Annotated in this window: 8 protein-coding genes; 1 reads left to right on the top strand and 7 read right to left on the bottom strand. The window is 71.3% G+C overall.

Translation table 11 applies throughout. The features are described 5' to 3' along the window. Positions 1 to 216: 216 nt before the first annotated feature. Entirely contained in the window at positions 217 to 996 is a 780-nt protein-coding gene (gene lexA / locus QFZ74_RS23725; protein WP_307622829.1) for a transcriptional repressor LexA, read from the top strand. Between the two features lie 153 nt (positions 997 to 1,149). Here the strand turns inward: lexA and QFZ74_RS23720 are convergent, their stop codons facing one another. The 7 genes from QFZ74_RS23720 to QFZ74_RS23690 all read right to left on the bottom strand — a co-directional run bounded on the left by QFZ74_RS23720 (position 1,150) and on the right by QFZ74_RS23690 (position 13,584). After that, entirely contained in the window at positions 1,150 to 3,126 is a 1,977-nt protein-coding gene (locus tag QFZ74_RS23720) for an ATP-dependent DNA helicase (RefSeq protein WP_307622828.1), read from the bottom strand. 194 nt (positions 3,127 to 3,320) lie between these two features. Further along, on the bottom strand, positions 3,321 to 4,121 hold the full coding sequence (locus QFZ74_RS23715; protein ID WP_307622827.1) for a GNAT family N-acetyltransferase: 801 nt from the start codon (positions 4,119 to 4,121) through the stop codon (positions 3,321 to 3,323). 38 nt (positions 4,122 to 4,159) lie between these two features. Beyond that, complete coding sequence (locus QFZ74_RS23710) at positions 4,160 to 6,082, bottom strand: IucA/IucC family siderophore biosynthesis protein (protein WP_307622826.1); 1,923 nt, start codon at positions 6,080 to 6,082, stop codon at positions 4,160 to 4,162. Between the two features lie 115 nt (positions 6,083 to 6,197). Next, positions 6,198 to 7,664 (bottom strand): aminotransferase class III-fold pyridoxal phosphate-dependent enzyme, encoded by a 1,467-nt coding sequence (locus tag QFZ74_RS23705; RefSeq protein WP_373462494.1) that lies wholly within the window; start codon positions 7,662 to 7,664, stop codon positions 6,198 to 6,200. 365 nt (positions 7,665 to 8,029) lie between these two features. Then, on the bottom strand, positions 8,030 to 9,520 hold the full coding sequence (gene hflX / locus QFZ74_RS23700) for a GTPase HflX (RefSeq protein ID WP_307622824.1): 1,491 nt from the start codon (positions 9,518 to 9,520) through the stop codon (positions 8,030 to 8,032). A 183-nt stretch (positions 9,521 to 9,703) separates the two neighbouring features. After that, the gene (locus QFZ74_RS23695; RefSeq protein WP_307622823.1) at positions 9,704 to 11,272 is read right to left on the bottom strand and encodes a M1 family metallopeptidase; all 1,569 of its coding nucleotides are present in this window, start codon (positions 11,270 to 11,272) and stop codon (positions 9,704 to 9,706) included. An 83-nt stretch (positions 11,273 to 11,355) separates the two neighbouring features. Then, positions 11,356 to 13,584 carry a bifunctional (p)ppGpp synthetase/guanosine-3',5'-bis(diphosphate) 3'-pyrophosphohydrolase gene (locus QFZ74_RS23690; RefSeq protein ID WP_307622822.1) on the bottom strand — a complete coding sequence of 743 codons (2,229 nt, stop codon included), beginning with the start codon at positions 13,582 to 13,584 and terminating at the stop codon, positions 11,356 to 11,358. Positions 13,585 to 13,741: the final 157 nt, after the last annotated feature.

The following is a 13,741-nucleotide window of genomic DNA, read 5'->3' as shown; positions in this document are numbered from 1 at the left end:
CCGGATGGCACACTAGGTGGCCGAACGGCGGGACCGTACCCGGCGGCGAAGAGTACAGCGATGAGACATTTCGCCCGCCAGGCAGCGCGGTAGCCATACACCCGAAGACCCGATCACGTCAGGCGAATCGCGAATTTTCACTCGAACGTGTGTTTGGCGCAACCTTTCGAAAGCAACTACCGTTGTGCAGCAGGGAGACCATCGAGAGGGGCCGACGTGACCACCACCGCAGACAGTGCCACCATCACCGCCCAGGAGCGCTCCCAGGGCCGACTCGAGCCGGTGCATGCGATGAACGACGCCACGGATCCTGAAGGGCCCAAGCGCTCCCTGCCGGGCCGACCTCCGGGCATTCGCGCGGACAGCTCAGGACTCACCGACCGGCAGCGCCGGGTGATCGAGGTCATCCGGGACTCCGTGCAGCGCCGGGGCTACCCGCCGTCCATGCGGGAGATCGGTCAGGCGGTCGGGCTCTCGAGCACCTCGTCGGTGGCACACCAGCTGATGGCACTGGAGCGCAAGGGCTTCCTGCGTCGTGACCCGCACCGCCCGCGCGCGTACGAGGTGCGCGGCTCCGACCAGGCGGTGACGGTGCAGCCCACGGACACCGCCGGCAAGCCCGCCGCGTCGTACGTCCCTCTGGTCGGCCGCATCGCCGCCGGTGGGCCGATCCTCGCCGAGGAGTCGGTCGAGGACGTCTTCCCCCTCCCTCGGCAGCTGGTCGGTGACGGCGAGCTGTTCGTCCTGAAGGTCGTCGGCGACTCCATGATCGAGGCCGCGATCTGCGACGGCGACTGGGTCACGGTCCGCCGCCAGCCGGTCGCCGAGAACGGCGACATCGTGGCCGCCATGCTCGACGGCGAGGCCACGGTCAAGCGCTTCAAGCGCGAGGACGGCCATGTCTGGCTCCTCCCGCACAACGCGGCCTACGAGCCGATCCCCGGTGACGACGCGACCATTCTGGGCAAGGTCGTCGCGGTGCTGCGGCGCGTGTGACGCCTGCGGCGGGCGGGCCGCGAGTTCGCCCCCTGACCGGGCCCCGGAACCTCTGCGCCGGTTCCGGGGTCCTGTGCTGTGTGGGGCCCGTTCATTGGACGGGCCCCGTTCGTGGTCGGGCCGCCCCACCGCACTGGGGCGGCCCGACCACAATCACTTCGCCTCCGCTTCCCTCGCCGCCGCGTCGATCGCCGCGAGCGACCTGCGGACCTGGTTGCGGTCCGTCGTGTACCAGAAGTCGGGCAGTGACGTCTTCAGGAAGCCGCCGTAGCGCGCGGTGGCGAGCCGCTGGTCCAGGACGGCGACCACGCCGCGGTCCCCCGACGCCCGTACGAGACGGCCGGCGCCCTGCGCCATCAGCAGGGCCGCGTGCGTGGCAGCGACCGCCATGAAGCCGTTGCCGCCGGCCTCCTCGACCGCCTTCTGGCGGGCGCTCATCAGCGGGTCGTCGGGGCGCGGAAACGGGATCTTGTCTATGACGACCAGCTGGCAGCTGGGACCGGGGACGTCGACGCCCTGCCACAGCGACAGGGTGCCGAAGAGGCAGGTCTTCGGGTCCGCCGCGAAGTTCTTGATCAGCTCGCCGAGGGTCTCCTCGCCCTGGAGCAGGATCGGGAACTCGGGGATCCGGACGCGCAGCTCCTCGGCGGCGAGCTGAGCCGCGCGCATCGAGGAGAACAGGCCGAGCGTGCGTCCGCCGGCCGCCTGGATGAGCTCGGTCAGCTCGTCGAGCATGTCGGCGCGGTCGCCGTCCCGGGCGGGGCGCGAGAGGTGCTTGGCGACGTAGAGGATGCCCTGCCGGGGGTAGTCGAACGGCGAACCGACGTCGACGCCCTTCCACTTGGGGAGATCGTCGCCCTCCACACCTTCGGCGGCCAGGCCCAAGGAGGCGCCGACCCCGTTGAAGTCGCCGCCCAGCTTGAGCGTGGCCGAGGTGAGGACCACGGACCGGTCCGCGAACAGCTTCTCCCTGAGGAGTCCGGAGACCGACATCGGGGCGACGCGCAGCGTGGCACCGAACCGGTCGTGCCGCTCGTACCAGACGACGTCCCACTCGGAGCCGTTCAAGATGCGCTCGGCCACGTCGTGCACCGTCTCCACGGAGGCCAGCGCCTGCTTGCGGACCGCGTCCTCGTCCTGGATCGACTTGTCGCGGGTCGCGCCGATCCCGGAGATGACGTTACGGGCGGCGTCCCGCAGGGCCATCAGGGCGTAGCCGAGATCCTCCGGGACCTCCTCCAGGCGGCCCGGCAGGGCCAGCTCCATCAGCTTCTCGAAGCCCTCGGCAGCGGTCTGGAGCTGGTCGGCGGCCTTCTCGTTGACCAGCTTCGCGGCACGCCGCACCGCGCGGTTGACCTGGCCGGACGTGAGCTCGCCGGTGGCGACACCGGTGACGCGCGAGACCAGCTCGTGCGCCTCGTCCACGATCAGGACCTCGTGCTGCGGAAGCACCGGGGCGCCCTCGATGGCGTCGATCGCGAGCAGGGCGTGGTTGGTGACGACGACGTCGGCGAGCTTGGCGCGCTCGCGGGCCATCTCGGCGAAGCACTCGGCGCCGTACGCGCACTTCGTGGCGCCCAGGCACTCCCGGGAGGACACGGACACCTGCGCCCAGGCGCGGTCGGAGACACCGGGGGTGAGGTCGTCGCGGTCGCCGGTCTCGGTCTCGTCGGCCCAGTCGCGCATGCGCAGCAGGTCCTGGCCGAGCTTGCTGGTCGGCGCGGCCGCCTCGAACTGGTCGAAGAGTCCCTCGTCCTCGTCCTGCGGCATGCCCTCGTGCAGGCGGTGCAGGCACAGGTAGTTCGATCTTCCCTTGAGCATCGCGAACTCCGGACGGCGGCGTAGCTGCGGGTGCAGCGCCTCGACCGTGCGCGGCAGGTCCCGCTCGACGAGCTGGCGCTGGAGCGCGAGGGTGGCCGTCGCCACGACGACTCGCTCCCCGTGCGCGAGCGCGGGCACGAGATAGCCGAGTGACTTTCCGGTGCCGGTGCCGGCCTGGATCAGCAGGTTGGATCCGTCGTCGATCGCCTCGGCGACCGATTCGGCCATCGTCACCTGGCCGGGGCGCTCCGTACCGCCGACGGCTGTGACGGCGGCGTGCAGGAGTTCGGGGAGAGAGGGCTTCGTCATAGCCCGACCACCCTACGGCCCGGCACTGACAGACGGGCGACCACAGCCGGCTCGTGGGGCGGGACGAAGGGTGTGATCACCGGGCGGGAATCCTCGGGTCGGGAGTAATCCGATCGAGAGCGATTCGATCGGGACGAGTGGGAACCAGGGCGATTCCAGCAGCGTTCCACTTGTAACGGCGTCGTCACTCGGCGCTACATCAGATCACGCAGGGACCGGTCGCGGATCATGAGGGCGGCCCGCTTGGCGGGAAGGTCGACCTCGGCACCGAACCAGAACCCTGCACCAAGGAAAGCGGCGACGGAAGGGGTGTTGCGAAGGTCGGGCTCCGCGACGACGCGTTGGCATGTGGGTCGCCGGTCCAGCACCAGGTCGGCCACGGTTCTGATCAGGGCGGTACCGAGGCCGCGCCCCCGGTCGGCTACTTCGCCGAGCAGGAGGTGGATCCCGGTGTCGTGCGGGCGGGCCGGGTAGTGCCGGGCCAGTTCGTCCAGGTCGGACCGGTAGATCTCCCAGTAGCTCATGGGGGTGCCGCTCAGGATCCCGATGCACGGGACGCTGCGGCCGTCGCCGGTGAGTTGAGCGCGCAGGTGACCCTCGATCTGGGACCGGGGGCCGGCCAGGTTCCAGAACGCGGACACGGCGGGGTCGTTCATCCAGCGTGTGATCAGCGGGAGATCACGGTCGGGCTGGACGGGGACCAGTTGAAAGGGACCCACGGGAGTGACGGTCAGGCCCCAGGATCCGACACGGTCGAGCAGGTCGTCCGCGCCCGCGACCGGGCGGCCGTCGGCCGGGGCGAACCCGACCTCGGCCATGACGGACCGATCCGGCACGTCGCCGATGTCTCTCCCGGCATCGGGGGCCGCCGCGAAGTGGGCGAGGAGCTCGTCGGGCAGACGCAGATCCAGGGTGTCCGCCCCGTCCCGGTCAGGGCCCGAGCAGCCCAGATGAACGGGGACGGGTCCCGCGTCGGCACTCGCGTCGGTCGGCACAGCGCGCTCCTCTCGAGAGGGTCATGGGGCGATGTGGTTCAGGAGCGAAGGGGGTTGGCGATGGTGACGTAGACGGACTGGGTGTCGACCGGGCCGACGAGTTCATCGAGGCCGTGCAGCCGGGTCAGCAGGTTGGCCTTGCAGCGCAGCACGGGTGAGTCGAGCAGGCGAGCGGGGAGGGAGGTGCGCAGCGGAGCAGGCCCGGAGGCGACACGGGTAAGAAAACCGCGGAACGCGGCGAGCAACAGGTGTTCGTCGGCGAGGTACTGGGAGCCGAACGCGCCGATGAGACCGAGCACGTTGTTGATGGCGAGGTAGTACGCGAAGCGTTCGTCGGTGACCTCGTCGGAGACGAAGGTGTCGCTGCGCTCGCCGATACCGGGCAGCCGGGCATCCAGTTCGGCGCGCCGGGACTCGCGGAAGTAGTAGCCCTGGTTGTCGCGGTAGCGGCCGCCCACGGGCCAGCCGTCACGGTCCAGCAGGACCAGCGTGTTCTGCTGGTGCGCTTCGAGGGCGATTCCCGCCTCGCCGTCGAGCCAGAGCACCGGGCGTACGACGTGTTCCAGGTAGCGCAGGAACCACTCGGTGGCGACGGCTGCACGGGATCGGCCGGTTCGCTCGGCGAGTTGCGTGACGACGTGGGCCAGGCGGGACCGGAAGGGCGGTGTCCCCATGGAGACGGGCGGCGCGGGGTCGCCGGCTGACGCCGGGGCAAGGGGCCGAGGCGAGACGAGGCCGGCGACGCAGGAGACGTCGTCGGACGGGAGGAAGGGGTTGTGCCGGATCACGACGTCCAGACCCGGTAGCGGCAGGCCGTTCGGTCCGTCGACGGCGAGCCACGCGGGGTCGCGGACGATGTCGAAGGTGGGGTGCGCTGTCTGCCACTCCTTGGACAGGCCACTGCGCAGAAGGCGGTGCACTTCGACGCCGCGGTGAAGCTCTTTGCGGAGGTTCTCCCGGCGGGAGTTGGTGATTCGCAAGGCCAGCGAGAGCTTGAGCATCGCGGGCGCGCCGGACTGATGAACGGTTCGTACGGAGGAGGTGGGATGCCACGGAGTGCCTGAGGGTCCGAGGTCCTGGAGCAGCCCGGCGTCGAGGAGAGCCGCGGTCTCGTCGCGGTGCCGGACCTCGCGGGCCTGCCAGGGGTGCAGGGGCAGGGCGGCGAAGCCGTCGGGCAACGGCAGCCCGGTTCCGGCGAGCTGAGCCGTGAGGTGCTCCGCCGGGACGGGGCGGCCGCGGTCGGTCCAGGCGGAGTCGGTCGCGAGCACGGAGGGGGCGACAGCCATCCAGTGCAGAGGGAAGGAGCCGCGCAACTCAGGTGAGTACAGGCGGGCTTCGGCCTCGGAAACGCCTTCGCGACTCTTCGGAGTGGGGTGCAGGGGGTGGCCGAGCAGGAGTGCCTGTTCGGCGGTGAGGAAGAGGTCGGGGCCGTCGGCGGGACGTTCGCGTCGATCGTTGAGGAAGGAGGTGGTGCGGCGGAGGGAGTCCGCGACCCTGGCGACGAGGTCGCCACCGTCGCCTGGCGGCACGGGGACACCGTCTGCGGCGCTCTCGCGGGGCGTTTCCCTGGTGAGCAGAGCCGCGAGGGTGACGGCGTCGAGCGGCGGGGCGTCGTCGGCTGCATGGTCCAGGCGGGGTAGTCCGAAGCGGTGCCAGCCCGTTGGGGACCAGTAGCGGACCGGCACGATCAGGGTCGTGCTGGTGGCGGGGAGCGGGATGCGGAGGGCGTCCGCCTCGGGCGCGGTGAGGCCGGTCTCCCCTACCCAGCAGCGGAGCAGGTTCTCGACAGCTGCGGCCTGGGCGGCCGTTGAGGGGTCGGGGTGCTGGAGGGGGTCAGTGGCGGTGTTGCCGTGCGCTTCCTGCGCTTCCTGCGCTTCCGGGTTCCGGGGCTGCTGCTCGGGTACCGACTCGGCCGTGGCGGCAGCGTGGGGGCGGCCGTCGGGTGTGGTGGTGGGGTTCACAACTGTTCCTCGGAGGGTTCGGGACCTTCGGGGCATGGGGTGTTGAGGTCTTCGCGACGCCGGCATGGGGCTGCGGGCAGATGTCCTGTTCCGGCCGACCGGCCTGGCCCTCGCCTCACCGCAGGCCACTGCGAGCTGTGCTCCCGTGTCCGCGGGCGACCGCGGCCACGGCGTCCGCCAGCCGGTCGAGGACCGCAGCGGACTGTTCGTCGCTGATGGTGAGCGGGGGAAGGAGCCGTACGACCGTCGAGTGGCGGCCGCTCAACTCCACGATGAGACCGCGCCTCAGGCACTCGCGCTGGACAGCGGCGGCGAGTTCGGGTGCGGAGGGGCCTCGTAGGCGGGTGCGGCCCGGCCGGGTCGTATGCCCGACGGGTTCGGCGCCCCGCTCACCTGCTGCTGTCACTCCGCGACGGCCGTGAACCACCTTCCCAGCCGCCCGCGCCACCTCGCCCTCCGGGTCCACCAGCTCGACGCCGATCATCAGCCCGCGTCCCCTCACGTCACCCACGCATGCGAACTCCCGCTTGAGCTCCAGCAGCTGAGCCAGCATGCGGGTGCCGAGGGCGGCCGCGCGTTCGGTGAGGCCGTTCTCGCGGACGTGGGCGAGGGTGGCCGTGCCGGCGGCCATGGCGAGCTGGTTGCCGCGGAAGGTGTCGGCAGGGGCACCGGGTTCCCAGCCGTCGAGGTCGTCGCGGTAGACGAGGACGGCCAGGGGGAGGCTGCCGCCGATGGCCTTGGACAGGATCATCACGTCGGGGGTGATGCCGCTGTGCTCCACCGCCCAGAAGGCGCCGGTTCGTCCGACGCCGGTGTGGCTCTCGTCGGCGATCAACGGGACGGACCGTTCCTCCGTGAGCTTCCGCATGCGGCGCAGCCAGTCGTCCGAGGCGAGGCTCACCTCGCCGTCGCCCTGGACCGGTTCGAGGATCACCCCGGCGTGATGGGGGCGCCCGGACCGGGGGTCGCCGAGAACCGACTCGGCCCAGCGGAGGGACAGTTCGACGTCGTCGGGACTGTCGACGGCGAAGGGGCACCGTACGTAGCGGGGGTGAGCGTGGGCAGGATCGGCTCCCCCTGCCTCGCAACCGTCAGCAGGCGCCCCCGCCCCTCCGACCGCCAGGTCCTTGTCGGCACCGGTGAAGGACAGGATCCCGCTGCGCCCGGTCGCGCCCCGGACCAGGGTGAGCGCGGCCTCGACGGCGTCCGTGTCGGCCGGTCCGCAGAACTGGACGCGGGCGCGGTCGGCGAGGCCGGGCGGGAGGGTGCGGAACAGCTCGGTGACGAAGGCGTCCCTGACGGGGGTCGCCAGGTCGAGGGCGGAGAGGGGGGCACCCGAGTCGAGGACCGTACGGATGGCGTCGAGGACGACGGGGTGGTTGTGGCCGAGGGCGAGCGTTCCGGCGCCGGAGAGGCAGTCGAGGTAGCGGCGGCCGTCGGCGCCCTCGATGGTCAGTCCTCGGGCCCGGACCGGCACGATGGGCAGGGCCCGCGTGTAGGTGCGCGCCGCGGACTCGCGTCCGGACTGACGTCTCAGGATGCCCTCGTTGGGGGGCGCGGGTTCTCCCCGACGGCCCGCCAGCCATGGAGTCGGTCACGGCCACCGTTGTTGTCCTCCCGCTGTTCACAGGCGAGTTGATGCGGGACTTCCGCAACAAGGGGCCGTGCGCAGGCAGCCGACCCCCTCACCGCTACAACACCGGGCGGGCCACCGGGTTACGGGTTGCCGCAAGATCCTGTTGCCGTCCACACGCCGCCGCTGTCCCCGGCACACTGCCGTCATCAGCACACTGCTGCCGTCATCAGCACACTGCTGCCGTCATCAGCGCACTGCTGCCGTCATCGGCACGCCGCTGCCCCCCCTGCCCGCACGCATGCCGAAGGCCCGCCCCGCTCATCTCCGAGCGGAACGGGCCTTCGGGACTACTACCCCTGGCCTGGCTGGGGTCAGCGCGCCGAAGCGGGCGAGTACGGCGCCAGTTCCGCCGCGAGCTCCGCGTGCACCCGCACCTTGAGCAGCGTGCCCTCCGCGGTGTGCTCCTCGGAGATCACCTCGCCCTCGGTGTGGGCACGGGCGACCAGCTTGCCGTGGGTGTACGGCACGAGCGCCTCGACCTCGACGGACGGCCGGGGAAGGTCGTTGTCGATGAGTTCGAGCAGCTCGTCGATGCCCTGGCCGGTGCGGGCCGAGACGGCGATGGAGCGCTTCTCGATCCGCAGCAGCCGCTGGAGCACCAGCGGGTCGGCCGCGTCGGCCTTGTTGATGATGACGATCTCGGGCACGGCGGTGGCGCCGACATCCCGGATCACCTCGCGCACGGCGGCCAGCTGCTCCTCCGGCGCCGGGTGCGAGCCGTCCACCACGTGCAGGATCAGGTCGGAGTCGCCGACCTCCTCCATGGTGGAGCGGAACGCCTCGACCAGGTGGTGCGGCAGGTGCCGTACGAAGCCGACGGTGTCGGCCAGCGTGTACAGCCGGCCGCTCGGCGTCTCCGCGCGGCGGACGGTCGGGTCGAGGGTCGCGAACAGGGCGTTCTCGACCAGCACACCCGCGCCCGTGAGGCGGTTGAGCAGGGAGGACTTGCCGGCGTTGGTGTAGCCCGCGATGGCCACGGAGGGCACCTTGTTGCGGCGGCGCTCCTGGCGCTTGACCTCGCGGCCGGTCTTCATGTCCGCGATCTCCCGGCGCATCTTCGCCATCTTCTCGCGGATCCGGCGCCGGTCCGTCTCGATCTTGGTCTCACCGGGACCACGCGTGGCGAGGCCACCGCGGCCACCACCCATCTGCCGGGACAGCGACTGGCCCCAGCCGCGGAGCCTCGGCAGCATGTACTGCATCTGCGCGAGCGCGACCTGCGCCTTGCCCTCACGGGACTTGGCGTGCTGGGCGAAGATGTCCAGGATCAGGGCCGTACGGTCGATGACCTTGACCTTGACGACGTCCTCGAGCTGGATCAGCTGACCCGGGCTGAGCTCACCGTCGCAGATGACGGTGTCGGCGCCCGTCTCGATGACGACGTCGCGCAGCTCCAGGGCCTTGCCGGAGCCGATGTAGGTGGCCGCGTCGGGCTTGTCGCGGCGCTGGATCACACCGTCGAGCACGACCGCGCCCGCGGTCTCGGCGAGGGCGGCGAGCTCCGCGAGGGAGTTATCGGCGTCCTGCGCGGTCCCCGTGGTCCACACACCGACGAGCACGACCCGCTCCAGGCGGAGCTGGCGGTACTCGACCTCGGTGACGTCCTCGAGTTCGGTGGAGAGGCCGGCCACGCGGCGCAGGGCCGCGCGCTCGGAGCGGTCGAACTGGTCGCCGTCCCGCTCTCCGTCGATCTCGTGGCTCCAGGCGACGTCCTCTTCCATCAGGGCATCGGCCCGAAGACCCTCGGGGTAGGAGTGCGCGTTGCGCTTGGTGTCCTGGGAAGAGGAAGAAGAGGAGGTCATTGGATCCTTACGTCGATGGGGTTCCGGTGACGGCGACCGGGAATCGCCGCCATTACGGACAACGTCCGAGTAGCCCGGGAGATTCCCGGGTCCCGTGGGGCCGCCGCCCCGGAAGCCGGCCTGAGCCGTCGGCTTTCACCGACCTGAAAATGGTCGCACGGTCCGGCACGTCCCGTCACCGTGTTATCCGGCGGCTCGCCTCACTCGCGGTGTCCGGCGGTCCGCCTCACCCACGCCCGGCTTCCCGGGCCATCCGCGGGCCTTCTTCGACGGCGGCGGGGTGGACTTCCAGTCCGGGTGCCCAGGCATGGGCGGGGTCTTCGCGTCGTACAGCCACGCCTTCAGGAATCCGCTCAGGTCGCGGCCGGCGACAGCCGAGGCGAGGCGGACGAAGTCGGCGGTGGTCGCGGTGCCGTCCCGGTGTGCCCGGACCCAGAGGCGCTCCAGCCGTTCGAAGAACTCGCGGCCGATCTCCTGGCGCAGGGCGTACAGGGCGAGTGCGGCGCCGTCGTAGATGTTCGGCCGGAAGATGCTGATCTTCTGGCCCGGCTTGGGCGGCTTGGGGGCGGCGGGCGGTCCGCCGGAGGCGCGCCAGCCGTCGGAGGCGGTGTAGGCCGCCTTCATCCGGTCGACCATGGGCTTCTTCGCCTTCTCCTCGGCGTAGAGGGACTCGTACCAGGTGGCGTGCCCCTCGTTCAGCCAGACGTCGGACCAGCTGGCGGGGCTGACGCTGTCGCCGAACCACTGGTGGGACAGCTCGTGCACCATGATCGACTCGACGTACCACTTGGGGTAGGCGGGCTCGGTGAACAGCTCCTTCTCGAAGAGGGAAAGGGTCTGCGTCTCGAGCTCGAAGCCGGTGGTGGCCTGGGCCATGAGCAGGCCGTACGTCTCGAAGGGGTAGGCGCCGACCTTGCTCTCCATCCAGGAGATCTGGTCGGGGGTCTTCGCCAGCCAGGGTTCGAGGGCCTTCTTGTCGTGCGCGGGCACGACGTCGCGCACGGGCAGGCCGTGCGGTCCGTCGCGGTGCAGCACGGTGGAGCGGCCGATGGACACCTGGGCGAGTTCGGTGGCCATGGGGTGCTGGGTGCGGTACGTCCAGGTGGTCGAGCCGCCGACCTTCTCGACCCCGGCCGGCAGGCCGTTGGCGACGGCCGTGTCCTTGTTGGGGGCGGTGATCCGGAAGGTGAACATCGCCTTGTCGGAGGGGTGGTCGTTGCACGGGAACACCAGGTGCGCGGCGTCGGCCTGGTTGGCCATGGCGAGGCCGTCCGAGGTCTGCACCCAGCCGCCGTCGCGGTCCTTGACGGGCCGCGGGTCGCTGGTGTGCCGGACGACGATCCGCATCCAGCTGCCCTGGGGCAGCCGCATCCGGGGGGTGACGACCAGGTCGTCGCCCGCGCTGGTGAACGAAGCCGGCCGGCCGTCCACCTCGATGGAATCGACCTTGCCGTGCGCGAAGTCGAGGTTGAAGCGGCCCAGGGAAGCCGTCGTCCAGGCGTCGATGGTGGTGATGGCCTTGAGCGGCTTGTCGTTGGTGCCCGGGTAGGTGAGGGAGAGGTCGTACGACGCGACGTCGTACCCGGGGTTGCCCAGATACGGGAAGATCCGGTCGCCGACGCCCAGCGGGGCGGCGGGGGCACTCGCGGCGACGAGGCAGACGGTGACGGCGGAGGCGAGGAGAGCGGCCGCACGGCGTCGGGAGGAGCGGGTGCTCGGCCGGAGCGGCCGGACGCGGGAGGTGAGCAGCATGGACCACGGCTACCAGCGCGCGCACGTCCCGTGGCGCCGACGCGCGCCCATCCCACCCGATCGGGTTGTGCCGGATGCGTCCCTCAGGACGCCGGAGCCTGGTGCTGGGCCCGCGCCACGTCGTACACGCCCGGTACGTCGCGCATCGCCCGCATCAGGGCCGGGAGCTGGGCGGCGTCGGGGAGTTGGAGCGTGTAGGTGTGGCGGACGCGCTGTTCGGTGGGCGGTGCGACGGTCGCGGAGATGATCTCGGCGCCTTCCAGGGCCATCGCCTCGGTGAGGTCGGCGAGCAGGTGCGGGCGGCCGAACGATTCGGCGGTGAGTGTGACCCGGCACGCGGCGGTCTGCCCCCAGCGCACGCCGACCTCCGCACGCCCTCCGGTACGCATGCGCGCGACCGCGGCGCACTCCGCGCGGTGCACGGTCACCACTCCCCCGCGTACGGCGAAGCCGGCGACCTGGTCGGGTGGTACGGGCGTACAGCATCCGGCGAGGCGTACGGTCGCGCCGGCCAGGTCCACGACGACGCTCGCGGCTCCGGGACGGGCGAGGGGGGTCCCGGGCGCGGAGTCCTCGGGGTCGGCCTGCTCGGAGGAGGTCCGGCGGGCGGTGCGCGGGCCGTCGGGCCTGCTCGCGCCGCGCGTCCGGTCGCGCTCGGCGCCGGCCGGCTCCGCGCCGGTGGTCGCCAGATGAGCGTCGGTGGTCGCCGGATGGGCGGCCAGCCAGCGCTGGATGGCGATCCGTGCGGCCGGGGTGTGGGCGTGCTCCAGCCACTCCCGGGACGGTTCGGAGGCCGGGTCCTGTCCCATGAGGAGCTGCACGGTGTCGCCGTCCCGCAGGACCGTGCTCAAGGTGGCCAGCCGTCCGTTGACGCGCGCGCCCATGCACGCGTGCGCGTCCTCGCCGTACTGCGCGTAGGCGGCGTCCACGCAGGTGGCGCCCTCGGGCAGGCCCAATGTGCCGCCGTCGGGGCGGAAGACGGTGATCTCGCGGTCCTGGGCGAGGTCCTCGCGCAGGGTGGACCAGAAGGTGTCGGGGTCGGGCGCGGCCCGCTGCCAGTCGAGGAGGCGGGAGAGCCAGCCGGGTCGGGTGGGGTCGGCGCGCTCGCCATCTCTCGCGGACTGCTCGCCGTCGCTCGCGTACTGCTCCTCCGTAGGAGGAGCGTAGGGATTGCCGAGCGCGACGACCCCGGCCTCGGCGACCCGGTGCATCTGGTGGGTGCGGATGAGGACTTCGGCGATCTGGCCGTCCGCGCGCGCGACGGCGGTGTGCAGCGACTGGTAGAGGTTGAACTTCGGTACGGCGATGAAGTCCTTGAACTCCGAGACGACGGGCGTCATGCAGGTGTGCAGTTCGCCGAGGACGCCGTAGCAGTCCGCGTCCTCGTTCACGAGGACCAACAGGCGGCCGAAGTCGGCGCCGCGCAGCTGTCCGCGCTTGCGCGCCACGCGGTGCACGGAGACGAAGTGGCGGGGCCGGATGAGGACTTCGCCCGGGATGCCGGCGTCGCGCAGGACGGTGCGCGTCTCGTCGGCGATCTCGGCGAGCGGGTCGTCGTCGCGGCTCGCGTTGTCGATGATCAGCTCGCGGGTGTGCGCGTACTCCTCGGGGTGGAGGATCGCGAAGACGAGGTCCTCCAGTTCGGTCTTGAGGGCCTGGACGCCGAGGCGTTCGGCGAGCGGGATCAGGACGTCGCGGGTGACCTTGGCGATGCGGGCCTGTTTCTCGGGGCGCATCACGCCGAGGGTGCGCATGTTGTGCAGCCGGTCGGCGAGTTTGATCGACATCACGCGGACGTCGTTGCCGGTGGCGACGAGCATCTTGCGGAAGGTCTCGGGCTCGGCGGCCGCCCCGTAGTCGACCTTCTCCAGCTTCGTCACGCCGTCGACGAGGTAGCGGACCTCCTCGCCGAACTGCTCCCGCACCTGGTCGAGCGTCACGTCGGTGTCCTCGACCGTGTCGTGGAGCAGGGAGGCCGTCAAGGTCGTGGTCTCCGCGCCGAGTTCGGCGAGGATCAGGGTCACCGCGAGGGGGTGGGTGATGTACGGCTCGCCGCTCTTGCGCATCTGGCCGCGGTGCGAGGACTCGGCGAGGACGTAGGCCCGACGCAGCGGTTCGAGGTCGGCCTCGGGGTGGTGGGCGCGGTGGGCCTCGACGACATGGCCGATCGCGTCGGGCAGCCTGTCACGGGCAGTGGAGCCGAGGAGGGCGGCCCTGCCGAGGCGGCGCAGGTCGATCCGGGGGCGGGCCTTTCTGCGGGGCACTGTCGTGGCAGGACCAGGGGTCGCAGGGTTCGTGGCCTCCGCACTCATGGGCACCTCCGGCTCGTGGACCGGCGGACGGGGCCTTGGGTGTACGCGACTCAGGGAAGGCGACGTTCCCCCCGTCCGTGCCGGTGCTTGATGCTATCGAGCCCATCACGCCCGGCTGACCGCCTCCCGCCGAGCGTGAAGCGGATCACCCATTCGA

This window comes from Streptomyces sp. V3I7, assembly GCF_030817495.1.
Classification (GTDB): Bacteria; Actinomycetota; Actinomycetes; order Streptomycetales; family Streptomycetaceae; genus Streptomyces.
The sequence above is the reverse complement of the archived record's forward strand: the minus strand, read 5'-3'. Positions and strand labels throughout refer to the sequence as shown.